Source organism: Myxococcus stipitatus DSM 14675, from assembly GCF_000331735.1.
GTDB classification, from domain to species: Bacteria; Myxococcota; Myxococcia; order Myxococcales; family Myxococcaceae; genus Myxococcus; species Myxococcus stipitatus.
The window spans coordinates 1,208,608-1,232,156 of the sequence record NC_020126.1 but is presented as its reverse complement, the minus strand read 5'-3'; the positions used below and the strand labels follow the sequence as shown (position 1 = coordinate 1,232,156).

21 protein-coding genes are annotated in these 23,549 nt (G+C 69.6%); 9 read left to right on the top strand and 12 right to left on the bottom strand.

Features of this window, described 5'->3' with window-relative positions:
- Positions 1 to 155: 155 nt before the first annotated feature.
- Entirely contained in the window at positions 156 to 2,003 is a 1,848-nt protein-coding gene (locus tag MYSTI_RS04945; RefSeq protein ID WP_044278874.1) for a hypothetical protein, read from the top strand.
- A 90-nt stretch (positions 2,004 to 2,093) separates the two neighbouring features.
- On the opposite strand, the gene MYSTI_RS04940 is transcribed toward MYSTI_RS04945, so the two are convergent.
- From MYSTI_RS04940 to MYSTI_RS43645, 5 genes are all read right to left on the bottom strand, one after another.
- Entirely contained in the window at positions 2,094 to 2,570 is a 477-nt protein-coding gene (locus tag MYSTI_RS04940) for a hypothetical protein (protein ID WP_144369995.1), read from the bottom strand.
- A 99-nt stretch (positions 2,571 to 2,669) separates the two neighbouring features.
- Positions 2,670 to 4,316, bottom strand: a complete 1,647-nt coding sequence (locus MYSTI_RS04935; RefSeq protein WP_015346603.1) for an acetate--CoA ligase — start codon at positions 4,314 to 4,316, stop codon at positions 2,670 to 2,672.
- 138 nt (positions 4,317 to 4,454) lie between these two features.
- Positions 4,455 to 5,894 (bottom strand): zf-HC2 domain-containing protein, encoded by a 1,440-nt coding sequence (locus MYSTI_RS04930; protein ID WP_015346602.1) that lies wholly within the window; start codon positions 5,892 to 5,894, stop codon positions 4,455 to 4,457.
- The gene (locus MYSTI_RS04925; protein WP_015346601.1) at positions 5,891 to 6,448 is read right to left on the bottom strand and encodes an RNA polymerase sigma factor; all 558 of its coding nucleotides are present in this window, start codon (positions 6,446 to 6,448) and stop codon (positions 5,891 to 5,893) included. Before MYSTI_RS04925 ends, MYSTI_RS04930 begins: the two co-directional genes overlap by 4 nt.
- 174 nt (positions 6,449 to 6,622) lie before the next feature.
- Positions 6,623 to 6,799 (bottom strand): hypothetical protein, encoded by a 177-nt coding sequence (locus MYSTI_RS43645; protein WP_015346600.1) that lies wholly within the window; start codon positions 6,797 to 6,799, stop codon positions 6,623 to 6,625.
- 148 nt (positions 6,800 to 6,947) lie between these two features.
- Between MYSTI_RS43645 and MYSTI_RS04920 the strand changes: the two genes are divergently transcribed.
- Positions 6,948 to 7,958, top strand: a complete 1,011-nt coding sequence (locus tag MYSTI_RS04920) for a cupin-like domain-containing protein (protein ID WP_015346599.1) — start codon at positions 6,948 to 6,950, stop codon at positions 7,956 to 7,958.
- A 2-nt stretch (positions 7,959 to 7,960) separates the two neighbouring features.
- Here MYSTI_RS04920 and MYSTI_RS04915 read toward each other — a convergent pair whose 3' ends face one another.
- On the bottom strand, positions 7,961 to 10,711 hold the full coding sequence (locus MYSTI_RS04915; RefSeq protein WP_015346598.1) for a CHAT domain-containing protein: 2,751 nt from the start codon (positions 10,709 to 10,711) through the stop codon (positions 7,961 to 7,963).
- 505 nt (positions 10,712 to 11,216) lie between these two features.
- On the opposite strand from MYSTI_RS04915, the gene MYSTI_RS04910 reads away from it, so the two are divergent.
- Complete coding sequence (locus tag MYSTI_RS04910) at positions 11,217 to 12,239, top strand: polysaccharide lyase family 20 protein (protein WP_015346597.1); 1,023 nt, start codon at positions 11,217 to 11,219, stop codon at positions 12,237 to 12,239.
- Positions 12,240 to 12,334: 95 nt separating this feature from the next.
- On the opposite strand, the gene MYSTI_RS04905 is transcribed toward MYSTI_RS04910, so the two are convergent.
- From MYSTI_RS04905 to MYSTI_RS04895, 3 genes are all read right to left on the bottom strand, one after another.
- Positions 12,335 to 13,876 (bottom strand): DHA2 family efflux MFS transporter permease subunit, encoded by a 1,542-nt coding sequence (locus tag MYSTI_RS04905; RefSeq protein ID WP_015346596.1) that lies wholly within the window; start codon positions 13,874 to 13,876, stop codon positions 12,335 to 12,337.
- 2 nt (positions 13,877 to 13,878) lie between these two features.
- Positions 13,879 to 15,129, bottom strand: coding sequence for an HlyD family secretion protein (locus MYSTI_RS04900; RefSeq protein ID WP_015346595.1), 1,251 nt, complete (start codon positions 15,127 to 15,129; stop codon positions 13,879 to 13,881).
- Between the two features lie 104 nt (positions 15,130 to 15,233).
- The gene (locus tag MYSTI_RS04895) at positions 15,234 to 15,758 is read right to left on the bottom strand and encodes a MarR family winged helix-turn-helix transcriptional regulator (protein ID WP_015346594.1); all 525 of its coding nucleotides are present in this window, start codon (positions 15,756 to 15,758) and stop codon (positions 15,234 to 15,236) included.
- Between the two features lie 169 nt (positions 15,759 to 15,927).
- On the opposite strand from MYSTI_RS04895, the gene MYSTI_RS04890 reads away from it, so the two are divergent.
- The 5 genes from MYSTI_RS04890 (at position 15,928) to MYSTI_RS04870 (ending at position 19,385) form a co-directional block, all read left to right on the top strand.
- Positions 15,928 to 16,161, top strand: coding sequence for a hypothetical protein (locus tag MYSTI_RS04890; RefSeq protein ID WP_015346593.1), 234 nt, complete (start codon positions 15,928 to 15,930; stop codon positions 16,159 to 16,161).
- A 30-nt stretch (positions 16,162 to 16,191) separates the two neighbouring features.
- The gene (locus MYSTI_RS04885; protein WP_015346592.1) at positions 16,192 to 16,743 is read left to right on the top strand and encodes a metal-dependent hydrolase; all 552 of its coding nucleotides are present in this window, start codon (positions 16,192 to 16,194) and stop codon (positions 16,741 to 16,743) included.
- Between the two features lie 149 nt (positions 16,744 to 16,892).
- Positions 16,893 to 17,954, top strand: a complete 1,062-nt coding sequence (gene cobT, locus MYSTI_RS04880) for a nicotinate-nucleotide--dimethylbenzimidazole phosphoribosyltransferase (RefSeq protein ID WP_015346591.1) — start codon at positions 16,893 to 16,895, stop codon at positions 17,952 to 17,954.
- Positions 17,955 to 18,001: 47 nt separating this feature from the next.
- Positions 18,002 to 18,742, top strand: coding sequence for an adenosylcobinamide-GDP ribazoletransferase (cobS, locus tag MYSTI_RS04875; RefSeq protein ID WP_015346590.1), 741 nt, complete (start codon positions 18,002 to 18,004; stop codon positions 18,740 to 18,742).
- Between the two features lie 22 nt (positions 18,743 to 18,764).
- Complete coding sequence (locus MYSTI_RS04870) at positions 18,765 to 19,385, top strand: histidine phosphatase family protein (RefSeq protein ID WP_015346589.1); 621 nt, start codon at positions 18,765 to 18,767, stop codon at positions 19,383 to 19,385.
- An 11-nt stretch (positions 19,386 to 19,396) separates the two neighbouring features.
- Here MYSTI_RS04870 and MYSTI_RS04865 read toward each other — a convergent pair whose 3' ends face one another.
- Genes MYSTI_RS04865 through MYSTI_RS04855 form a run of 3 tightly spaced genes read right to left on the bottom strand, consistent with a single transcriptional unit; the run spans position 19,397 to position 21,995 of the window.
- Positions 19,397 to 20,338: a FecCD family ABC transporter permease gene (locus MYSTI_RS04865; RefSeq protein ID WP_015346588.1), complete on the bottom strand. Its 942-nt coding sequence runs from the start codon at positions 20,336 to 20,338 to the stop codon at positions 19,397 to 19,399.
- On the bottom strand, positions 20,335 to 21,129 hold the full coding sequence (locus MYSTI_RS04860) for an ABC transporter ATP-binding protein (protein ID WP_015346587.1): 795 nt from the start codon (positions 21,127 to 21,129) through the stop codon (positions 20,335 to 20,337). Before MYSTI_RS04860 ends, MYSTI_RS04865 begins: the two co-directional genes overlap by 4 nt.
- On the bottom strand, positions 21,126 to 21,995 hold the full coding sequence (locus MYSTI_RS04855; RefSeq protein WP_015346586.1) for an ABC transporter substrate-binding protein: 870 nt from the start codon (positions 21,993 to 21,995) through the stop codon (positions 21,126 to 21,128). Before MYSTI_RS04855 ends, MYSTI_RS04860 begins: the two co-directional genes overlap by 4 nt.
- A gap of 62 nt (positions 21,996 to 22,057) precedes the next feature.
- Here MYSTI_RS04855 and MYSTI_RS04850 point away from each other — a divergent pair, with 62 nt between their 5' ends.
- Positions 22,058 to 23,530, top strand: coding sequence for a cobyric acid synthase (locus tag MYSTI_RS04850; protein WP_015346585.1), 1,473 nt, complete (start codon positions 22,058 to 22,060; stop codon positions 23,528 to 23,530).
- Positions 23,531 to 23,549: the final 19 nt, after the last annotated feature.

The window sequence follows — 23,549 nt, the reverse complement described above, 5'->3', positions numbered from 1 at the left end:
CCAGCGCCAGGCTCCTGGCGTCGCGCATGCGCGCGTGTCTGACTCGAGAGGGAGAGCAATCCATGAGGCCTGGGCGCCAGCGGACTGCCTTGCCCCGCAGGGGGCGTGTTGTCGTGCATGAAGAGGGTGAAGACTGGGGCTGGAGGGGGGGCCTTTTGTTGTTGATCCTCGTGCTCCTCGGTGCATGCAGCGGAACCGAGGAACAGCCCGGTCCGCCGGTGGAGCCGCCTCCACCACCGGAGTCCTTCACGAAGGAAGTGGGCGTGGAGGGAGGCGTGCTGACGCTGTCGGACGGGGCCACGCTCACCTTCCCTCGGGATGCACTCGAGTCCGCGGTGCAGGTGACCCTGGCCCTCTCGGAGGAGTCACCTCCCGCGGAGCTGGGCAGGGCCTCCCGTCTCTACGAGTTCAAGCCCGCGGGCGTCGTCTTCAATCGGCCCGTCACGGTGTCGCTTCCCATCACGGGCGCGGCCACTCCACCCACGCTCTACTGGTCCACGCTGGATGGGAGTGGCTATGAGCCTGTCGGCGGGGTGGTGGAGAACGGGCACCTGGTCGCCAAGGTCGTCCACTTCAGCAAGGGCTTCGTGGGCCCATCCAGGGGGAGCCGCACCGTCATGGGTGTGTCCAGGACGACCTGGCTCACGGAGCACCAGATTCAGAGTCTGCCCAACGACGTCGAACGCCGGGGCGTCTCCGCGCTCGTCGCCGGAGCAGATGGCACCTTCAGGGAGTATCCCGGCCGGGGCAACTCCTCGAACGGCGTCTTCAGCGTCCCCAACGTCCCTCGCGAACCCTTCTACCTCCGGGTGGGAACGACCTACCTCCTGTTGGGGGAAGGCGAAGGAGAAGGAACGGGAATCGACATGGGGCGCACACTCGCGGGGCGGCCGGATGTGGTGATGCCAGCACGCGCGTCACCCCTTTCCTTCTCGGTCTCTGGACTGGTGCCCTGGCAGAGAGGAGACCAGCTCGAGTTCTTCTCCGTGGGGGCCAACAGCTGGTTCTTCTACATGGAGGGGCAGTCACGGAATCCCCCCGCGGTCGGGGCGACTTCGCTCTCGGACATGACTGTCTCCAGCACCGATGCGGGGCTGATTGACGGAGGCCAAGGGGACCGTGGAATCCTCGCGCAGTTGTCCCGGCGCACGAGCACGACCGGAGTGCCTTATTCCGCCATGAGCCGGCTCGTGGAGTTTCCCGCCTTCGCCCAAGTGGAGGGAGAAACCACGCGACTGGTCGGGGAGATGGTTCCGGTGGAGACGGCGAACTCGGCGGCGTTCCGTTGGAGGCTGCGCGACTTCCATCGGTACACCCAGGACTGCATTCCCAATCCCGAGCGCAGGCACACCCTCCTCGTGGTGCAGGGGCTGCCGTACGACAATTCGCGTGGGATGTACTCCGGCTCCGCGGACTATCTGCTGATAGCCACCCAGCGGGACGACGAGCTGCTGGAAACCGGCACCCTGAACTACGGGAGCCCGCTGCAGGGGCGCTGGGCAACCAGCGTCCTGGCCCACACCGTCCTCGAGAAGAACTATCAGCTCCCTGGAACCACGAGGGGGGTGACGCTTCGGGCCGGCATGGAGACCATCGACGACCTGGACGACGCCAAGGCCCATCCGCTCGCGTCCAGGCTGTCCCCGGTGCGAAATCCCCGAGTCAATGGCGCGAGTCTCTTTGAACCGGCGACAGGCGTGACGCCCACCCCCGTGGTGACCTGGGATGCACCCGCGCTTGGAACGCCACGGCTCTACCGGGTCTCAGTGCTCCAGCTTCGTGCGGACGCAGAGAACGTCACCCGCGTGGACAGCGTGGGCTCCATCTACACCCGTGGCCGGAGCATCACCGTGCCACCTGGGCTCATGCTCCCGGGTCACTCCTACGTCCTCGTCATCACCGCATCCCTGAACGAGACGAGTACGCCGAGCGAACCCTTCCGGGACAGCATCCCCAGCGCCAGCGCGACCGTGGTCGGTGCGATGCTGGAGATGGCCCCTTGAGTCGTGCCCGAGCGCAACACTTGCGCTGGTGATGGCGCGAGGGAGAGCTCCCCACCGAGGAGCTGCCCCTGCGCCTCGCCACCCCGCGGCTCAGAGTCCCGTGAAGGTGTACGTCGAGGGCCCGCTCGTCGTCGTGAGGCCCCCCGGCGAATCACATTGCATCAAGTCCAGGTTCACCAGGGTGAGGACCTGCGTCACCTGCATTCCCGTGAGCAGGCCCGAGGTGATGACTCCCGTGCTCGTGATGACCCGCTGGCCGTTGATGATGACCGGCGCCGTGGCCGTGTAGTGCCACGTACTGGTGGCGCCGTTGTTCCACACGAAGGTCTGCTCGCCCTCCCCCATGGTGAACAGGCCCGAGCAGGAGAGCGTGGCGGTTCCCGCGAACGAGGTCGTGAACGAGCTGACCCCCACGGGCAACCCCAGGCCCGTGCACAGGCCCGACAGCTCGACGCCCGAGACCTTCGTCGGCGTCGGCGTATTCGTGATGCCCGGCGAATAGGACACCTGGGACGTCCCCAGGGGACAGGTGATGAGGCCCAGCGCCGAAGCGACTCCTGGCAGCACCGACGAACCCCATACCACCACGCTCAAACAGCTGAGGACCGCACGACGACTCGACTGGATGGACATATGGACCTTTCTCGGATGCATCTCGATGACGCTTCACTCCGGCTTCGACGGCGTCGCACGCAACTCCGCGCGGCGAATCTTCCCGCTCACCGTCTTGGGCAGCTCCGTGACGAACTCCACCTCGCGCGGGTACTTGTACGGCGCCGTCGTGCGCTTCACGTGCTCCTGAAGCTCCTTCGCCAGGTCCCGCGAAGGCGTGAAGCCCGGCGCCAGCACCACGAACGCCTTCACCCGCTGGCCAATCTTCTCGTCCGGGACACCAATCACCGCGGACTCGGCCACGGCCTCGTGCTCCAGCAGCGCGGACTCCACCTCGAAGGGCCCCACCCGATAGCCCGACGTCTTGATGACGTCATCCGCCCGCCCCACGAACCAGAAGTAGCCCTCCGCGTCGCGCACCGCCCTGTCTCCGGTGACGTACCAGTCCCCTCGGCGACAGGCTGCGTTGGCGGCGGCATCCCCCAGGTACTCCTGGAACAGGCCCACCGGTCGCTCCGGCACCACGCGCACCGCGATGTCCCCCTCCTGCCCGTCCTTCACCTCCTGCCCCGCATCGTCGATGACGCTCACGACGAACCCCGGAGACGGCTTCCCCATCGAGCCCATGCGCGGCTCCACCGCCGGGAACATCCCCACCAGCACCACCGTCTCCGTCTGCCCGTAGCCCTCGCGGATGTGCAGCCCCGTGGCGGCCTTCCATGTCTCGATGACCTCCGGGTTGAGGGGCTCGCCCGCGCTCACCGTGTGCCGCAGCGACGTCAGGTCGAAGGACTTCAAGTCCTGCAACACCATCGCGCGCCACGCCGTGGGCGGAGCACAGAACGTGGTGACCTGCTGGGACGCGAGCACCTTCAGGAGCTTCGGCGCGTCGAAGCGCCCGCGGAAGTCGTAGACGACGTTGCACGCGCCCTGACTCCACGGGCCGAAGAGCTTGCCCCACGCGCACTTGGCCCAGCCCGTGTCGCTCAACGTCAGGTGCCGGTCCTCCGGCGTCAGGTCCAGCCAGTACTTGCCGGTGATGACGTGCCCCAGGCCGTAGCTGGCGTGCGTGTGCAGCACCAGCTTCGGCATGCCCGTGGTGCCGGACGTGAAGTAGATGAGCAGCGGGTCCTCCGCGCGCGTCGGAGCGAACGTCTCCCCGTGCGCGGCCGTGCCCACCGTCCCCGACTGGTAGCGGACCCACGGCGCCGGAGCCCCCTCGCCCACGGCGACCCAGGTCTCCACGCGGCCCGTGCCCGCGAGGCCCTCGAAGGAGTCCAGGCAGCTCACGTCCGCGATGACCGCGTTCGCATCCGCCGCCACCAGCCGGTAGCGGATGTCCTTGACGGTGAGCATGGGCGTGCCGGGCATGAACACGATGCCCGCGCGGATGCAGCCCAGCACCAGGAACCACCACTCGGGAATGCGGGGCATCATGATGAAGACCCGGTCCCCCTTCTTCAGCCCCAGTCCCGCCAGGAACTGCGCCGCGTGCACCGAGCGCTGCCGCACGCCCTGCCATGTGAAGCGCTGCGAGCGTCCGGACTCGTCGGACCACAGGAGCGCCAGGGACTCCGGTCGCTCCCGTGCGTGCCGGTCCACCACGTCGACGGAGAAGTTGAAGTGCTCGGGCCGCTCCCACCGGAAGTCGCGATGGGTGGCCGCGTAGTCGCGCATGTTGCGGGGCGAAGGGGCGGTCATGCGAGGAAGCCTGCCACGCACCCGCGCGCCCGTAGCGCGCCTCGCCCCCGCTTCGCACGATGGGCAACAGCCTGGAACGACGAAGGGGCCAGTCCTCACGGACCGACCCCTCGGCACTTCACCGCGCGGGAGCGCGGCTCAGTTCAGCTCCATGCACGGCACGATGTTGCCCAGGCCGTTGCACGTCAGCATCGCGTCCATCAGCTGCTTCTCGGCGTCAGCGGTGCGGCCCGCGGCCAGCTCGCGGCGGATGCCCTCGCGCTCGGCCAGCAGGTGCAGCCACGGGTCCGGCGTGCCCTCGGCGAAGCCTCGCAGCGCGCTCATCGCCGCGCCATCCACCGCCGCGAAGCCCGTCTGCACGAGCGCGCCGAAGTAGATGTCCCGCTCCCCCGAGCGGCGCAGCGAGTCCAGCAGCGCCGTGGCGTCCTTCTTCGAGTCGCGGTCTCGCAGCAGCCCCGCGTACCCCTGCGCCAGCGGAGCCCGCGCCGCGAAGTCCCGCGTCGCGACCTGCCGCACGTAGTCCTGGAGCACCGAGCCCCCACCCAGCGCATCCAGCTCCCGAGCCAGCGGCAGCAGCGCCTCCACGCGCTCCTTCGACGTCAGCGTGCGGACCGCCTCGTACAGCGCGGCGCGAGCCACCACCGGCCGCTGCACCAGCTGCTTCACGTCGAGCGCCGAGCCATCCGTCAGCGTCAGCCACGCGTCCGACACCTGCCGCCGCCACCGCACCCGCTCCTCCGCCAGCTGCGTGCGCAGCTCCGCCGCCATCCGGCGCGCCTCCGCGCTCCACCCCTCCTCGCCCAGCGAGGCCACGGTGTCGAAGGACGCCGCCGCGCGGTCCAGCAAATCCCTCTCACGCAGCACCAGCGCCCGGTTCCACAGCGCCTGCGAGTGATTGGGATTCTGGCGCAGCGCGCTCGTCAGCAGCCCCAGCGCCTCCTCGTACCGCTGCCGGCTCAGCGCCACCACCGCCAGGTCATTCGCCTTGTCAGCCGACTCGGGCTCCTGACCCAGGAACGCCTCCGCCTGCTGCCAGTCCCCCCGCAGCGCATACGCCGCCGCGATGCCCCGGAAGTCGTGACGCTCGGCCAGCTCCGCCAACGGCCGCAGCGGCAGCACGTCCGTGGTGTGGCTGGTGCCGCGCATCGGGCTGTAGGGCAGGAAGCGGTCCGCCCTCGGGTGGCTCAGCCGCGCCTCGAAGGTCCGCGTGTCCGCGCTGGCCAGCCACACCTCGCCCGGAACCTCCGACGGAGCCTGGAGCCGGAACACCCCCACCGCCGCCAGTCCGGCCGCCAGCGCCACCGGCATCACCGTACGGGCGACCTTCCGGAACCGGCCCGCCAGCGACACCACCTTCGCCCCCATCACCGGCGCCAGGAGGTCCTCCGGAGGCGCCACCGCCACCTCCGCCGTCCCCAGGGCACGCGCCGCCAGGAACTCCAGCTGCAGCAAATCCCTCAACCCCGCCTCACACTCGGCGCACCGCGTCAGGTGTTGGCGGAACGCATCCGCATCCGGAGCGGACAGCTCGCCGTCGATGAAGAGGTGCAATCGGTTGTTGGTGCATGGCGTCGTCATGAGCTCGTTGCCCCTCGCTCGCGGGCCACCGCAACTTGTGGCAGCAGCAAGTCCTTCAGGTCCCTGCGTGCCAGGGTGAGCCAACTGCCCACCGTGCCCACGGGAACGTTGAAATGCTCGGCGATGGCGTTGTAGCGCCTGCCCTCGGCGTGCAGCCGGTAGGCATCTCTCAGGTGCGGCTTGAGCCGCTCCACCGCCTTCTGGAACTCCTCGGTGCTGACCAGCTCCCAGTTCTCCTGGGACTCCGCCTGGGCCACCCCCTCCTGCACCAGGGCGAGGTGAGGCATTCCGCGGACTTCCGTCCGCTGTCGGCGGCAGTAGTCCAGGAAGCGGTTCGTCATCGTCGTACACAGCCACGCCGCCGCCGCCGCATCCGTCCGGTCCTTCAGCGACTCGAACTCCTGCATCGCCCGCTCGAAGGTCTCCTGGACCAGGTCCTCCGCCTCCAAGCTGGAGCGCACGGACAGCCGACGCGCCAGCCCCAGCAAGCTGGGCCGGTGCTGTCGGATGAACGCCTCGAAGCGCCTCCGCTCCCGGTTGAAGAGGTTGGCCATTTTGTCCTACATGCTCGCTTGGCGGGTTTCCCTGTCAAAGACGTGAAGCCGCCTGTTCCTTGAGAAAAAAGTGCAAGGACACAGACAAGCAGATGCCCGGAAGGGGGGTCGTTCCCGTCCGGGCATGGATCTCCACGGTGGGGCCAAACGGCCCCGCTGCCACAACCCGGGGGCCTAGCGCGCCTGCGGGGCGGTGGACAGTGCGGGCGTGGAGGGCATCGGCAGGGGCTTCCGCGCCCGCTGCACGCCTACGTTGGTGGCGCAATCCACGTAGTTGTTCTTCACGTGGGCGTCCGCCGCGCTCGACTCGACGGCATTGGCACTCAGGGACGGCGTTGAACCCGGCGTCATGCGCTCGCTCCTCGTGCTGAGATACAGGCAGCACGGACAAGTTGCTGGTGGATGAAACGTTGGAACTGTCATCGTCCTTACCATGCTCCGCTGCCAATCCGTGAGAGGCAGGGGGGTGGATTGGGTCTTGGAATCCAAGGATTTCTAAATGAGCGCGGAAACATCCCGATTGGCTTTGGAGTGGCAGGTCTGGCTGGTGGAGAACCTGGCGCTGGGCGTGACTCGGGAAGAAGCCTGCCAGGCGTTGGTGGGCGCGGGCGTGGGCGAAGAGGTGGCGAAGGAGGAGGTCGCTCGGGTGGAGGCGCATCCTTTCTTCCAGGCGTGCCAGCGCGTGGGGCGGCGCTACGGGTGGATGGAGTCCGTGATGGACGTCTACAGCTCGCTGCATCGGCAATCAGGACGACACACGGCGGTGGAGCGGCGGGAAGACCTGTCGGGTGAGGAGTTCTTCTCTCGCTACTACTTCGGCCACCGGCCCGTGGTGCTGACAGGGTTGATGAAGGATTGGCCGGCCCTGGGGCGGTGGACCTTGCCCTACCTGGCCGAGCGCTCGGGGGACGCGGAGGTGGAGGTGATGACGCGGCGGGAGTCGAACCCGGACCACGCGCCAGAGCCCGAGAAGCACCGCGAGACGATGCGCTTTCGCGACTATGTGCACCGCGTGGCGACGGGCGGAGAGACGAACGACTACTACATGGTGCCGCGCAACGAGAACTGGCAGCGCGACGGCCTCAAGCCGCTGCGGGACGACGTGCGGGCGCCGCGCGACATCATCGACGCGCAGCTGCGGCCGGACATGATGACGCTGCTGCTGGGCCCCGCGGGCACCGTCACCCCGCTGCACCACGACAACATGAACGTGCTCCTGGCGCAGGTGATGGGGCGCAAGCACATCAAGCTCATCCCGTCGTTCCAGCGCCACCTGATGTACCCGCGCTACGGCACCTTCAGCCACGTGGACGCGGCGCAGCCGGACGCGGACCGCTTCCCGCTGTACTCGGAGGCGCACGTGGTGGAGGCGGTGCTGGAGCCCGGCGACCTCGTCTTCATCCCCGTGGGCTGGTGGCACTGGGTGCGCGCGCTCGACGTGAGCGCGTCCGTCACCTTCCACCACTTCCTCGTGCCGCAGGGGAACACCTACCTGCCCACGCCCCACTGACGTCAGTCGGACGTCTCCACCAGCAGCACGTGGTGCGTCCAGCTGTTGCGAGCATCCCGCGCCAGCCACTTGTTGCGCTCGTCCCGCAGGGCCACCGCGGGCGCGGCGCCGCCTCGGATGCGCTGGCGCACCCCTTCGAAGAAGCGCCCCGCCGCATCCGGGATGTCCACGGTGGACGCGAGCACCGCGCGAGCGCCCGCCTCGATGAAGGCGGCCGGCAGGCTGAAGGGCTCATGCGTGGTGGTGGACGCCAGCCGCCCCGCGCTGCACGCCGCCAGGAACACCAGCGGCGAGCCCGCGAGCTTCTGCCTCCGCACGATGTCGGCCGTCAGCGCATAGCGGCCGTTCCCCTCGGGGGACAGCACCACCAGCGACGCATCGGAGAGGACCGGGTCGCTGATGCCGTGCGCGTGAATCTCGATTTCGGTCGCGTCCGACATGCTGGAGAGCACGCGCGAGGGCGTGGCATCCGAGCCCGTCAGCAGCTCCAGCGCCGCGGGCTCCGGCTCATCCGCGGGCGGTGTCCACGTGGGCAGCCGGGGCAGCTGCAGGAGCGAGGGCGCCTCCACGCTGGAGACCACCAGCCGGCGTGACGCCGCGCCTCCCACCGAGGGCGCCGCCGCCTTCCCCATGCGGAAGCTCCATGGCAGGTCCGAGGGCAGCAGGTCCGTGCGGCCGAAGACAGGCGCCCACGCGAGCACCTCCACCTGGGGGCAGCCCTTGAGCGCGCGGCGCACGGGCTCCGGGACCAGCTGCGTGCTGGGGCTGTCCGCGAAGGGCGCCTTGCGGTCTCCCTGGTAGTCCCCCACCAGCTCACCGCCCGGGCCACGCGCCACGGCCACGGAGCGCTCGTTGTGTACGGCGGCGGCCAGCGCACACGTCTTGGGGACCTGCGTGCCCAGCTGCCCCGCCATCAGCTCCAGCACCCGCGCGAAGTCGCCCGTGCGCCCCGCGTCGGTGACGAGCGAGGAGTAGCTCAGCGTCCACGCCTCTCGCGCCAGCGTGTCGGAGGAGGGCAGCTTGCGCGCGTCCTCGATGGCCTGCGTGAGCAGCTCCACGCCCCGCGCATGCTCCCGGTCCAGTGCGAAGCGGCCCTCGATGTAGCGCGCGTAGACGGCGTCACCGGGCATGGGGTTGGTGGCGCGCGCGACGTCCAGCGCGTGGCGCAGCCGCTCCACGTCCTTCGGGTCCAGCGTGGCGCGGGACAGCTCCGCGAACGTGGCGCCGTACATCAGGTCCAGCGTCGCCTCGGGGCACGCGGCCGCGGCGTCCAGCGAGGCCCGCGCGGCCTCCGGGCGCAGGGCCAGGTAGTACGTGTGGGCCTGGTTGATGTGAGGCCAGTAGCAGTTGGGCGAGCGGCCTCCGCGCGCGGACCACTCCTCCACGTAGGCCAGCGCGCTGGAGAAGTCGCTGCGGTCGCGGGAGATGTGGACGAGCACCTCCAGCGAGGTGAGCTCCAGCTCCCACTCGTGGAGCTGCCGCGCCCAGGACCACGCGGTGCGCACGTGCTGCTCGGCCTCCGTCAGCCGCCGCAAGTCGCCATAGAGGATGCCCAGGCGGACCTCCAGCTCCACGCAGCGAGCGGAGAACGCGCCCTCGCGGCAGCGCTGGAGCGCGTTGAACAGGCGCTGCTCGGCCTTCCACCACTCGCCGTCCGCCATCTCCTTGCGGGCCTGCTCGCGCTCCAGGAAGAGGTTGAGCCAGGAGTCCTGGTCGCGCTGGCCTCGGGCCAGGAGGTCCGGCAGGTAGCGCAGCGCGGCCTTGTTGTGCAGCGCCAGGCCCACGAAGAGGTCGTCCTCGCCGGAGGCCCGCACCGACTCCACCAGGGACTCGGGCGCGGTGGCGCGCTTGCGCACGAGCTCCGCGTAGCCCTTCGCCAGCTGCCCCCGGCGCGCGAAGTCCCGCGCCGCCACGCGCGTCACGTAGTCGCCCAGCGAGGAGCCCCCCTGGATGCGGTCCAGCTCGCGCGCCAGCGGCATCAGCGACAGCGCGCGCTCCTTCGACGGCGACGCGCGGACCACGTCGTAGAAGTGCTGCCGCACCACGCCCGGACTCTGGCGGGCCTCCTGGAGCGGCAGGGGCGCATTCGAGTCCTCCAGCAGCGCCAGCGTCGCGTCGCGAGCCCCGCGCCACTTCCGCGCGCGCTCCATCGTCTCCTCGCGCAGCGTCACCGCGTGAGCCCGGGCCTCGCGGCTCCAGCCCTGCTCACCGAGCGCGGCCACCTTCTCGAAGGTCTCCGCCGCCTTCATCGTGAGGCCCATGTCCCGCAGCACCAGCGCGCGGTTCCACAGCGCCTGGGCATGTCGGGGATGGGAGGCCAGCACGCCATCGAGCAACTGCAACGCCTGCTCATGCGCGCCGCGGGACAGGTGCACCGCGGCCAAATCACTGTCGCGGTCCGGAGAGGAGGACATCCGCGCGAGGAAGGAGCCCGCCTGGTTCCACTCTCCTTGCAGCCCATAGGCGGCGGCGATGCCCGCCCAGTTCCCATCCGCTTCCAGGCGGGCCAGTTCCTTCAAGGGAATGGGCTCGGGAGGAACCAGACACCCACCGGCCGACACACGGGGGCGATAGCGGTCCGCTTCGGGATAGGTGAGCCGGGCTTCGATGCGCGCGACGGCGCGGCGCTCGGCCCAGAAGCGGGGCTCGACTCCACCGCCTCCCGACGGCGTCCGCGCGAGCAGGAACGTCACGACAAGCACGGGCGCGACCAACGCCACGGCCCACGCCTTGTCAGAAGCCGACTTCAACATGCTGCCCCCTCGGGTGCCTGCCTCCCCAGGCAGCCACCCACCTGTCGGGTTCTACACCAACCCTCCCCTCGGCGCCGACTTTCGCGTGAATCCCGACATCGGGCGCCGAAGACACAGGCGTCCCATGGTTCACACCTGCCCTGTACGAACGGACACGCCCGCGAGTCCTCGCGCGAAATAAATCCGCGGAATGAATCCCGCGCGATGCGCGCATGAGACCGGGCATGCGACGCAGCGGCGCGGAGTCAGGCCGGAGGGGGACCCAGCGGTACCTGAGGCGAAGTGGCTCAGGCACCCACCCTGACGCCGTGCGTCCATCCCCCGGGAATCACTGCGTCAGAACTCGCGAGGCAAGCGACGGCACGAGCGCGGCGCCTCCGCGTTCCCCCACGAGCGGCGGACCGGACGCATGAGCGAGTGGGGGTTGGCGGGCGGGCTCGAGCGGGAAGCAGTTTGGCCGCCCGGGTGTCCCATGCGCCGCCAACCCGGAATGAAAGGACCCTGTTTGACCCCATCCCTTCGACTCGCAGCCCTGGCGTTGCTTGCCCCCTCCCTCGCGTCCGCGAGCGTGGTGTGGAAGGGCGACTTCGAGACCGGCAACCTTTCGCAGTGGACGCGAACGCAAAGCGTCTCCAACAGCCGCCTGCAGGTGGTGACGGACGTGGTGCGAGAGGGCCGCTACGCGCTGAAGGCCACGGTCCGCCAAGGGGATGACCCCATCGGCGCCAGCGGCAACCGCAACGAGCTGCTCTACATCAGTGAAGAGAAGACCGGCTCGACGTACTTCTACAAGTGGAGCACGTTGTTCCCCAGCAACTACCCGCTCTCCGACGGCTGGCAGGTGTTCGCGCAGTGGCACCAGGAAGGCTGCTGTGGCTCGCCGCCGCTGGAGTTCTTCGTGCGCGGGGACCGGATGCACCTGCGCGTGGGGGGAGCGGACGGCCCCATCCCCTGGGAGGGCCCGCTGTCCCGAGGCCAGTGGCACGACTTCGTGCTTCAGGTGAAGTGGTCCGCCAACCCCAAGGTGGGCTTCGTGCAGCTCTGGCACAACGGGAAGCTGGTGCTGCCCAAGACGATGGGCGCCACGCAGTACGGCAGCGAGATGAACTACCTGAAGCTCGGCCTGTATCGCGAGGACAGCATCAAGCCCGAGGCCAGCGTGTACCACGACGGCTTCGTCATGAGCACCGCGCTGGAGGACGTCATGCCTCCGCCTCCGCCGCCGACTCCAGAGCCGACGCCGACGCCGACTCCTGAACCGACGCCCCCGCCGGCTCCGGACCCGACGCCTACGCCGGCTCCGAATCCCACGCCGCCGGTCATCAGCGTGCCCACGCCCACCAACCCCGGCACCCCGGGCACGGGCGTGGTGAACAACGACGACCGGGAGAATCCCAAGCCCGGCGGCAGCGGCTGCGGCTCCACGTCCACCGGCGGCGCGCCGTTCATCGCGGCCACGGTGCTGCTGGCGCTCGCCCTGCTGGGACGCCGACGCAAGGCCGCCGAGGTCCGCGTCTCGCGGCGCTGAAGCGCTCGAGGACGACACGTCGCAACAAGAAGCGGGTCCGCTCTCGTCGAGGGCGGACCCGCTTCTCTTCCACAGACGCCTCGGTGGGGACGGCGCTAGTGAGCGCCCTCCACCTTCACGCCGGGGTTCGCGCGCCGCAGCATCACCACCAGCACCAGCGAGCAGGCGAAGATGGCGGTGAGCACGGTGAAGTTGGCGTTGAAGGCGCGCACCAGCGCTTGCAGGTTGATGCGCTGCCCCATGAGGCCGTAGGCGGCGGCCAAGGGGTCCGTCACCCGCGCGGCGACCGTGGCCTTGAGGCCGGCGAGTTGCTCCTGCGTCACCTGTCCATACACATCCACGTGCGAGGAGAGCGCCGTGGTGTTCACCTTCGTCAGCCGGTTGAGCGCGCTGCTCATCCACGCCGTGCCGATGGACCCACCCAGCTCGCGCGTCAGGTTGAACAACCCCGCCGCGTTGCCGCGCTGGTCCGGCCGCAGGTTGCTGAGCGCCATCACCGACAGGGGCACGAAGATGAAGCCCATGGAGCAGGCGCGGATGAACACGGGGGTAATCAGCGCCGCCTCGTCCGCCGTGCTCGTCAGGTGGCCGTTGGTCCACAGCGAGAAGCTCATGCCGATGATGCCCAGGCCCACGAGCAGGCGTCCGTCCACCTTGCCCCCGAAGCGGCCGATGAGCGGCATCAGCAGCAACTGGATGGCGCTGCCCTTGAGGAACACCAGCCCGATGTCGAGCGCCGAGTAGCGCATCACCGTGCCGCAGAAGAGGCTGAACAGGAACGAGCCGCCGAACAGCGCCGTGCCGATGAGGAAGTTGACGCCGGTCGCCGCCGCGTAGGAGCGGTTGGCGAACACGCGCAAGTCCACCACCGGCTGGGGTGTCTCCAGCTCATGGACGATGAACGTGATGAGCGCCACGCCCGCTATCACCGCGAGCACGGTGATCTTCATGCTGTCGAACCAGTCCTCGCGAGTCCCCTCCTCCAGCACGAACTGGAGCGCGGCCATGCCCACCGCCAAGAGCGCGATGCCCCAGCGGTCCACGCGGTCCGTGGAGGGCTGGAAGTCCTCCTGCTCGATGTGACGCCACGCCATGTACGCGGCGAACAGGCCCACCGGCAGGTTGATGAGGAATATCCAGTGCCAGCTCGCCACCTCGATGAGCATCCCGCCCACGGTGGGCCCCAAGAGCGGCCCCGTCACCGCGCCCAGGCCGAAGAGCGCGCCGGCCATGCCGTGCTCCTTCTGGGGATAGCGCGCGAAGAGGATGGCCTGCGACGTGGGGATGATGGCGCCGCCGCCCACGCCTTGGAGGATGCGGAAGAGCACCAGCGACGGCAGGTTCCACGCCAGGCCGCACAGCACGCTGGCCGCGGTGAACATGAGGATGGACGCGGTGAAGTAGCGCCGGAAGCCGAAGCGGCGCTGGAGCCAGCCCGTCATCGGGATGACGACCACGTTGGCCATCATGTAGCCGGTGGACACCCAGGCAATCTGGTCCAACGGCGTGCCAAAGCTCGCGCGGATGTCACTGAGCGCGACGTTGACGATGGAGATGTCCAGCACGGACATCAGCGCCGCGGCCATGGCGGCGATGGTGATACCGGCCTTCGAGCCGGTGATGACCTCACCCTTCACGACTAGTTGCTCCTCGTGTCCACGGTGACGATGGCGCTCATGCCCGGCTTGAGCGCCAGGCCCTGCGCATCACCATCGAAGCGGATGAGCACCGGGATGCGCTGCACCACCTTGACGAAGTTGCCGGAGGCGTTGTCCGGGGGCAGCAACGCGAAGCGCGCGCCGCTGGCGCCCGCGAGGCTGTCGACGTGCCCCTTGAAGGAGTGGCCGCTGAACGCATCCACCGTCACGTCCACGGGCTGCCCCTCCTTCATCTCGCCCACCTGGTCCTCCTTGAAGTTGGCGACCACCCAGACGTCGTCCTGCGGCACCACCGCCATCAGCGGACGCTCCGGGCCCACCATCTGCCCCAGCTCCACCGTGCGGCGGCTCACCACGCCGTCCACCGGCGCGCGCACCTTCGTGTAGGAGACCGCCAGCTCCGCCAGGTGCAGCGCGGCCTGCGCCTGCTTCAGCTTCGCGTCGGCCAGCTTCACCGCCGCCTGCGCCGCCGTCACCTGCACCGGCCCCGTCTCCGCCGCGGCCAGCCGGCCCTGCGCCGTCTCCAGGCCACCGGACGAGCCCTGCACGCCCGCCTCGGTGGACGCGAGCTTCGCGCGAGCCACATCCAGCGCCGCCTTGGACTGGTCATACGCGGACTCCCGCGCGTCCAGGTCCGCCTGCGTCACCGCGCCCTCCGCCTTCAGCGTCTTCACGCGTGACAGGTCCGCGTCGGCCAGCTTGAAGCGAGCCTCCGCCGCCACCACGTCCGCCTGCGCCTGGTTCAGCGCCGCCTTGGACGAGCTGATGCCGCTGCTCGCCTGCACCACGCCGCCTCGGGCCTGCCGCAGCGTCGCGCCCGCGTTGACCTCCGTGAGGGACAGCTGCGCCTGCGCGTTGGACGCCTGCGCCTCCGCGCTCTGCACGTCCGCGCGAGCCACCTCCAGCTTCGCCTCCAGGTCCGTGGCGTCCAGCTCCACCAGGACCTCGCCGGCCTTCACGCGCTGGTTGTCGTTCACCAGCACCTTGGCCACCTGGCCGGAGATGCGCGGGGACACGTTGGCGATGCGGCCCTCCACCTGGGCGTCGTCGGTGGACTCGTGGCCGCGCGACACCAGCCAGCGCGCGCCACCGCCCACCAGCGCCAGGCCCAGGAGCGCGGGCAGCACCTTCTTCGCGCGGGAGCGCGGCGCGGCGGGCTCCTTCACGAGCGAAGGCGTCGTCTTCGAGGTGTCATGGTTCGGGGAATCCATCGAGGGGGAAGCAGTACTCATGGCGTTTCTCAAAGGTTCAACAGGTCGATGATTTGGTGGCTAACCACTTGGGCGTGGCGAGACTTCCGCCGGGCCCGACAGAGGGGATGCGAGGGCTTGGAGGACTACGGCTCCCGGAAGGCGGGCAGGTGCGTGGAGACCTTGGCCAGCAGCGTCCGGAGGGTGTCGCGCTCCTCCTCACTCAAGCCCGACATGAGCGAGGCCACGCGGCGGTAGTGCTCGGGGAACATCTCCTCGAGCAGCGCACGGGCCTTGCGGGTGAGGCTCACGGTGTACATCCGGCGGTCTTCGGGGTGGTCCTCCCGGGAGATGAGGCCGTCCTTCTCCAGCGTGTCGAGCAGCCCCGTCATGGTGGCGCGGCTCACACAGGAGCTCTCCGCGAGCTCCGCGGGGGTGAGGCTCCGGCCCTCCTCCGTCTCGCAGGCGGAGTACAGGCGGACCAGCACCGTGAAGCGGCCCGTGGACAGCCCCCAGCGCGCCAGGCTCGTGTCGTAGGCGGCCGACAAGTCGTTGGACAACCGCAGCAGGGAGATGCAGGTCTCGATGGCGCCGGGGTCCAGCTCCGGAAAGCGCTTCGCCAGGCGCTGCAACCGCTCGTAGCGGGTGATGGGGGGAGGGTTCACGGTCATGGTCCGAGCGGGACTCCAGGAGCTGCTGAGTGCGTGTCGTAAGGTCCCTAACTAGTCGGCGCAACGAAAAACTTCGACACTGGGGGCGGAAAGCACAGAAGGGGCCTGTCCGCCCGCTCGGAGTGTGAAGCGGCGCGCCGGGAGTCGCGCGGGCCGTTATGAAGTGGGCGTGCTCGATGTGAAGGACCCCACCGTGCAGGCGGCGCTGCGCCAGGCTTGTGAGGAGGCTGGCCTGCCGGACTCGCTGCGCGGCTGCGTGTACCCGCTGCTCCGGGACGCGGAGGGCGACTGGCCCACCTGCTGCGGTGGCGGCTGCATGCCGTGCTCGTCCACCCTGGCGGATGTGGCGGTGCGCACGCTGGAGCTGCTCGGCACGCCTCGCGCCTCACCCGTGCCGTCGTGAGGGAGGCGGGCTGACGTAGGCTCGCGGCACATGAGCCCCATCGTCCATGCGGAGCTGTCGTGGCTGATGTCCCAGGTCCTGCGCGAGCGCCGGGACCGCATCCTCATCACCTGCGCGGGGCTTGCTCCGGACCTGGATGGACTCACGCTGCTGGCGGGCGAGGCGTCCTACGTGCGCTATCACCACGTGCTCTTCCACGGCTACGTGGGGGCGCTCATCACCGCCGCGGTGTGCATGGCGATGGCGAAGGAGCGCGCCCGCGTGGCGCTGCTCGCGCTGGGGGCCTTCCACCTGCACCTCCTCTGCGACCTCATGGGCAGCGGCCCTGGGTGGCCCATCCACTACTACTGGCCCACGAGCATGCGGGAGTGGTTCTGGGCGGGGCAGTGGGACCTGGCCTCGTGGCAGAACGCGGTCATCGCGCTCGTCGTGACGCTGGCGTGCCTGGCGTGCGCGCTGCGCTGGAGGAGGACCTTCGTGGAGGTGCTCTCCGCCCGCTGGGACGTGGAGGTGACGAAGACACTGCGGCGGCGCTTCCTGTCGGAGCCCGAGGCTTCCGACTCCGCGTCCACCGGAAATTGAGTCGCACCGCGCGTCTGTAGTCCACGAACGTGCGAGACAAGGTTGTGTCCACCAGCATGCAGCGCCGAAGCGCGGCGCTCGTTCGGATACATTGATTGTCGGCATCCCGCACGCCTAGCTTGAAGGGGTTTCCGCTAAGGGGCTCCCCCATGCCTGCGTATCGCGAAGTACTCGCCCGGATTCCCGACCCCGATACCGACGCTGGCAGGCAGTGCCAGGGATTGCTGGACGTGAAGACCAAGCCTCAAGGCAGCCTGGGGCGCCTGGAGGAGCTGGCCTGTCAGTGGGCCGCGCTGCGAGGCGAGGCCGCGCCCGCGATGCCTCGCAAGGGGCTGGTGGTGATGGCCGCGGACCACGGCGTGACGGAGGAAGGCGTGAGCGCCTATCCCGCCGAGGTCACCGCGCAGATGGTCGCCAACTTCTCGAGAGGTGGCGCCGCCATCAACGTCCTGGCCCGGCAGCACGGCGTCCGCGTGGAGGTCGTGGACATGGGCGTGCGCACGCCGCTCCCGGGCCTGCAGGGCGTGCGCAACCATCGGCTGGGGCCGGGCACGGGGAACTTCACCCGAGGCCCCGCGATGTCGCGCCGGCTGGCCGAGGAGGCGCTGAGCGTGGGCACGCTGCTGGCGCTGGAGCTGGCGGAGTCGGGGGTGACGTTGATCGGCCTGGGGGACATGGGCATCGGCAACACCACGGCGTCGGCGGCGCTCACGTGTGTACTGGCGGGCGTGTCGCCCGACATGGCCACGGGGCGAGGCACGGGCGTGGACGACGCGGGCCTCACGCGCAAGGTGGAGGTGGTGCGGCGCGCGCTCGCGGTGAACCAGCCGGATGCGGCGGACCCGCTGGATGTGCTCGCGAAGGTGGGGGGATTCGAGATCGCGGGCCTCGCGGGTGTGGCCTTGGGCGCGGCGTCCAGGCGCATCCCGGTGATGCTGGATGGCTTCATCTCCTCTGTCGCGGGATTGGTGGCGGCACGGCTGTGTCCCCGGGTGATGCCCTTCCTGCTCGCCAGTCACATGTCACGCGAGGCGGGCCATCGCCGGGTGCTGGAGGCGTTGCGGCTGCGGCCCTTGTTGGACCTGGGCCTGCGGCTGGGCGAGGGAACGGGCGCGGTGCTCGCCATGGGCCTGTTGGACAGCAGCCTGCACATCCTGCACGAGATGGCCACGTTCGCGTCGGCGGGGGTCGCGGAGAAGGCGCGGCGCTGAATCTCGCCGTGGCGAGCGAAACGTGGCAGGAGTCCCGCCACGTTCCCATGAAGCGACTCTTCGCCAGCATTGCCTTCCTCACGCGCATCCCCGTTCCCGGCGCCGCGAACTTCGACGCCGCCGACGTGGGCCGCTCGACGCTCTGCTTTCCCCTGGTCGGTGCCCTGCTGGCCGCGGTGCTCGTGGGCGCGCGCCACCTGCTCTACCCCCTGCTGCCCGCCACGGTGACCGCGTATGTCCTGCTCGGCCTGTACGCGCTGCTCACCGGAGCGCTGCACCTGGATGGACTGGCGGACATGGCCGACGGCTTCGGCGGCGGACGCACGAAGGAGGATGTGCTTCGCATCATGCGCGACCATGTGATTGGCGCGTATGCCGGCGTCACCCTGGTGGTGATGGTGGGCCTGAAGGCGAGCGCGCTGGCGGCGCTGCTGGAGCGAGGGCACGCGGACACGGTGCTGGTGGTGGCGCTGGTGCTCGGCCGGTGGGGCTCCGTCCCTCAAGGGTGGCTGCTGCCCTATGCGCGCCGAACGGGAGGTCTGGGCATGGCCATCACCGACCACGTCGGACGGGTCGAGGTGCTGGGCGCCACGGTGCTCGCGCTCGGCTTCGCGGTGGGATTGATGGGATGGAGAGGCGGAGTGCTGCTCGCCGCGGTGGGCGGCGTATCCGCGCTCCAGGGGTGGTGGTGCCGCAGGAAGATTGACGGCATCACCGGCGATACCATGGGCGCCAACACCGAGATATGCGAAGCAGTGGTGTTCGTGCTGGCGCTGGCGCTCGGTTGAATCTCGCAGAGGAGTGACGAGCGTGGACTGGCGGCTGCCCGGCGGCGTGACGCGGATGATTCTGGTGAGGCACGGCAGGCCCTCGGAGGAGATGAAGGGGCGCTGCTATGGCCGGCTCGACGTGAGCCTCGCGCCAGAGGGGCATGTGCAGGCCCAGCGCGCGGCGAGCCTGCTCTCCCAGGTGGAGCTGCATGGCCTGTATTCGAGTCCCCGGCTGCGCGCGCTCGACACGGCGAAGCGCGTGGCGGAAGGGCGCGGCGTGGGCCTCCAGGTGGAAGAAGCCTTTCGCGAAATCGACTTCGGCCTCTTCGAGGGACTCACCTACGAAGAAGCCGAGCGCCGCTTCCCGAGCCTCTACGCGGAGTGGATGGCCCACCCCGAGCAGGTCCGCTTCCCGGAGGGAGAGACCTTCTCCGAGATGCGTGAGCGAGTCCGCGCGGGAGGCCGAGCCCTGCGCGCACGCCATCCCGGACAGTGCTTCGCGCTGGTGTCGCACGGCGGCGTCAACCGCACGCTGCTGGCCGAGGCGCTCGGCATGGCGGACCGGCACCTGTTCCGGCTGGACCAGGTCCACGCGGCGGTGAATGTCATCGACTTCTACGGCGACGAGCCCGTGGTGAAGGCGATGAACCTGGAGCCCTGAGTCCCTCGGGCTCAGGTGGACTTGCGAGCGACCAGGTACACCAACAAGGGCGTGCCCAGGGCCGCGGTCACCATTCCAACGGGAGGCTCGCTGCTGAGCGGGATGACGCGAGTCAGCGCGTCACACAGCACCAGGAAGCTGGCGCCCACCACCACCGAGAACGGCAGCAGCACACGCCGGCTCACCCCCAGCACTCGCCGGACGATGTGCGGGACAATGAGCTCCACGAAGGCGATGGGGCCGCACCACGCGACACAGCCCGCCACGCCCATCGCGCCCAGGCCGATGGCGATGATGCGCACCAGGCGCACGTTGACGCCCTGCGATTCAGCATGCTCCTCCCCCGCGATGAACACCTCCAGCGCGCGCGTGAGCAGCAACAGCCCCACGACCGACACGGCCGCGATGGGCACCAACATCACGATGCTCTGGTAGCCCACCCGAGGCAGATGCCCCATGGTCCACCGCGTGGCCGAGAGCAACTCCGTGGAGTCCGCGGAGAACTGCACGCCCATGGAGATGGCCCCCGCGGCCATCGAGAACGCGATGCCCGCCAGGACCAGGTCATTCATCCGCACGCTGCGCCCCGCGGCGATGGCGGCCACGAGCAGGCTGACGCCCAGCGCCCCCGCGAACGCCGCCGCGGAGATGAGCGGCAAGCCCCACACCGCGTTGCGAGCCCCCAGGACAATGGCCACCAGCGCACCCAGCGTGGCGCCCGCCGTGGTGCCCACGGTGCTCGGCGCGGCGAGCGGGTTGGCGAACAGCGATTGATACACCGCCCCCACCAGCGACAACGTGCCGCCCACCAGGAGCGCCATCAGCGTCCGAGGGACTCGCAACTGCCAGAGGATGAAGTCGCGAGACTCCGGCGGCATGGGTGAGCCGATGAAGGGCGCCACCCCCATCACCGCCACGCACACCCCCAACACCACCACCCACCGCCGATTCATGACCCGTGCTCCCGGGGCAGGCTCACGAAGACGCGGCGGCCCTCCACCTCCACGCCCCGCATCCGCACCGAGAACACCCGGCCCAGGTGCTCACCCAGCTCCGGCGCGTCGTAGCTCGACTCGAAGGCCACCCGGCCGCTCGACAGCCCCACCACGCGAATCCGCCCCTCGCTCCCCTCCCGCATCGCATGGGCGAGCACGTTGATGTCATGGGTGATGCACAGCACCCCCAGCCCCGAGCGCCACAGCCGCCCCACGAGCGCGTACAACTCGAGCTGCTGCGCGGGGTCCAGGAAGTTCGCGGGCTCGTCCAACATCACCAGCGGAGCCTCCTGCGCGAGCAGCGCCGCCACGGCGACCCGCTGCTGCTCTCCGCCCGACAACTCGGTGATGGGGCGCGTCGCGAGCGCGTCCGCCTGCACGCGAGCCAGCGCCGTGAGCGCCGCCTGCTCCGAGCGCTGACGGGACTCGGTGAAGCGGTAGCGCGCGGCGGCGACATGCTCCAGCGCGGTGATGGGCTCGGACACCTGGACCCGTTGGGGCAGCCACGCGAGGAACGCGGCGCGCTCACGGGGCGAGAGCGCCGACACCTCGCGCCCTCCGAGCGTGACGCGCCCCGCCTCCAACCGCTGCAGCCCGAGCGCCGCGCGCATCAACGTCGACTTGCCTGCCCCGTTGGGGCCGACGATGGCCACGAAGTCTCCGGGCGCGACGCGAAGGGACACGTCCTCCAACAGGAGCCGCTCACCCTTGCGCACCGTCGCGCCGGAGACCTCCAGGGAAGACGTCATGGAGCCTTCGCGTCGAAGCGCAGCGCGGCCTGGAGTTGCTCCACCAGGTCCAGGATGCGCGGCCCGGTGGACTGCACGCCGGGCCCTGACACCACCCTCACATGGCCCTGCTTCACGGCCCGCAGCACGGACAACTGCTTCCACGCCGCGAGCTGGCGCGCCTCCTCCTCCGGCGACAGCTTCGGCCCGTCCAACAGCACCAGGATGATGTCCGGGTCCAGCGTCAGGAGCCGCTCGATGGAGATGTTGGGCGGGCCCGCGGGCGCATCCGCGACGGCGTTGCGCGCACCCGCGGCCTCCAGCGCCGCGCCATGCAGCGAGTCATTGCGGATGTACCAGATGCTGGAGAGCTCCGCCGCCCCGTCGCCAATCACCAGCAGCACCCGAGGCGCGTCCGGCGGTGCCTTGCGCTTCAGCGTCGTCTCGACCTTCTGCGCGAGCTTCGTGGCCACCTCCTCGCGTCCCGTCCGCCGGCCCAGCTCGCGAATGCCGTTGGCCACGTCATCCACACTCAGCCAGGGCAGCACCTTCACCGGGGCCACCGAGGAGAGCGAGCCCTCCGGCGCCTGCTTCACCTGCTCGTCGAGGATGAGCGTGGGCTTGAGGCGGGCGATGGCCTCGTAGTTGGGCGTCAGCGTGGAGCCAACCTTCGTCACCGAGGCCGTCTCGGGAGGCCAGGTGGAGTAGTCGGAGAGCCCCACCACCTGGTCCCCTGCCCCCAGGGCATAGAGCGTCTCGGAGATGCCCGGCGCCAGCGCGACGAGGCGACGAGGGCCCGCCTCCTGGGTCGTCGGAGCGGAGCGCTGGCAGCCCGCGAGCAGCGTGAGGGCGAGGCCGAGGAGACGGAGGGAACGTGCGGCGGACATGGCGCGAAGGGAACCCGTGAGCGGTTGGCGCCCTATAGTGCACGCGCGACAGGAGCCCCGCCATGACGAAGCGCCCCCACCTCATGATTCAAGGCACGGGCTCCCACGTCGGGAAGACGACGCTGGTCGCGGGCCTGTGCCGACTGTTCGCCAATCAGGGGCTGCGCGTGGCCCCCTTCAAGTCGCAGAACATGTCCCTCAACTCCTTCGTCACGGAGGAGAACGAGGAGATTGCCCGCGCCACGGCGGTGCAGTCCTTCGCGGCGCGGCAGCGGCCCCTCGTCCACATGAACCCGCTGCTGCTCAAGCCCAAGTCGGACAGTGTCAGCCAGCTCATCATCCACGGCCGGCCGCACCGGGACGTCGATGCCCGGGAGTACTTCCTCTCCGACACGCACCGCGCGCTCAAGCTGGCCGCCATCCAGGAGTCCATCGACCACCTGAATCGCCACTTCGACCTGGTCATCGCCGAAGGTGCCGGGAGCTGCGCCGAGCCCAACCTGCGTCCCTTCGATGTGGTGAACATGGAGGTGGCCCATCGGCTGGATGCGCGAGTGTTGCTGGCCACGGACATCGACAAGGGCGGCGTCGCGGCGGAGCTCCTGGGCACGTTGAAGGTCCTGGAGCTCGTCGCGCCGGAGGACCTGGAGCGCATCTCGGGCTTCATCATCAACAAGTTCCGAGGCGACCGGCAGGTCCTCCAGCCCGCCCTCGACTTCATCGAGCAACACACGAAGCGGCCCGTCGCGGGGGTGCTGCCCTATCTCTCGCTCGCGCTGGAGGAGGAGGACCGCGTCCAGCCCCGCATGCAGGGCACACCGGAAGTCGACGTGGCGGTGGTGTATCTGCCGCACATCTCCAACAGCACGGACTTCGACTATCTCCAGGAGGAGCCACACGTCCGCGTCCGATTCGTGCGCTCCGTGGACCAGTTGGGGGCTCCGGACGCGGTCATCCTCCCGGGGACGAAGAACACGGTGGGGGACCTCCTTCACCTGCGGCGCATCGGCTTCGACCGGGCGCTCCACGAGCTCAGCGCCACCACGCCCATCGTCGGCATCTGTGGTGGATTCCAGATGCTCGGGCGGGCGCTGCTCGACGAGGCGCGACGTGAGTCGGAGCATGGCAGCACCACGGGGCTGGGGTTGCTCGACATCGACGTGGAGTTCCTCCCTGGGAAGACGGTGGTCAATCGCCGGTTCGTGCCGACGGGGGACAATCCCTTCGCGAGTGCGGGGGAGGTGTCGGGGTATGAGATTCACTCGGGACTCGTCCGGTACGCGAGCGCGCGTCCGCTCTACGCCTATGCGGGCGGCGTCGATGGGGCGGTCCACGAGCGGCTGCCCATCTTCGGCACCTTCATCCATGACCTGTTCAAGAACCCGCGACTGAGTCGGGCATTTGTCGATCTCTTGCGCCAGCGCAAGGGATTGCCGGTGCTGATGGCGCCGTTGTGCAATCACGACACTCGCAGGGAGGAGAGCTACAATCGCCTCGCAGCCGCCCTGGCCGAGCACCTGACCATCCCTGACTGACTCCATCGCGCCGAGGGGG

Bases quoted from the DNA above. Each gene is read 5' to 3' on its own strand.
- MYSTI_RS04935 (WP_015346603.1), bottom strand. From the start codon at position 4,316: ATGACCGCCCCTTCGCCCCGCAACATGCGCGACTACGCGGCCACCCAT.
- MYSTI_RS04925 (WP_015346601.1), bottom strand. From the start codon at position 6,448: ATGGCCAACCTCTTCAACCGGGAGCGGAGGCGCTTCGAGGCGTTCATC.
- MYSTI_RS04855 (WP_015346586.1), bottom strand. From the start codon at position 21,995: ATGTCCGCCGCACGTTCCCTCCGTCTCCTCGGCCTCGCCCTCACGCTG.
- MYSTI_RS04885 (WP_015346592.1), top strand. From the start codon at position 16,192: ATGAGCCCCATCGTCCATGCGGAGCTGTCGTGGCTGATGTCCCAGGTC.
- cobT (WP_015346591.1), top strand. From the start codon at position 16,893: ATGCCTGCGTATCGCGAAGTACTCGCCCGGATTCCCGACCCCGATACC.
- MYSTI_RS04920 (WP_015346599.1), top strand. From the start codon at position 6,948: ATGAGCGCGGAAACATCCCGATTGGCTTTGGAGTGGCAGGTCTGGCTG.
- MYSTI_RS04865 (WP_015346588.1), bottom strand. From the start codon at position 20,338: ATGAATCGGCGGTGGGTGGTGGTGTTGGGGGTGTGCGTGGCGGTGATG.
- MYSTI_RS04895 (WP_015346594.1), bottom strand. From the start codon at position 15,758: ATGACCGTGAACCCTCCCCCCATCACCCGCTACGAGCGGTTGCAGCGC.
- MYSTI_RS04915 (WP_015346598.1), bottom strand. From the start codon at position 10,711: ATGTTGAAGTCGGCTTCTGACAAGGCGTGGGCCGTGGCGTTGGTCGCG.
- MYSTI_RS04850 (WP_015346585.1), top strand. From the start codon at position 22,058: ATGACGAAGCGCCCCCACCTCATGATTCAAGGCACGGGCTCCCACGTC.
- cobS (WP_015346590.1), top strand. From the start codon at position 18,002: ATGAAGCGACTCTTCGCCAGCATTGCCTTCCTCACGCGCATCCCCGTT.
- MYSTI_RS04860 (WP_015346587.1), bottom strand. From the start codon at position 21,129: ATGACGTCTTCCCTGGAGGTCTCCGGCGCGACGGTGCGCAAGGGTGAG.
- MYSTI_RS04930 (WP_015346602.1), bottom strand. From the start codon at position 5,894: ATGACGACGCCATGCACCAACAACCGATTGCACCTCTTCATCGACGGC.
- MYSTI_RS04900 (WP_015346595.1), bottom strand. From the start codon at position 15,129: ATGAGTACTGCTTCCCCCTCGATGGATTCCCCGAACCATGACACCTCG.
- MYSTI_RS43645 (WP_015346600.1), bottom strand. From the start codon at position 6,799: ATGACGCCGGGTTCAACGCCGTCCCTGAGTGCCAATGCCGTCGAGTCG.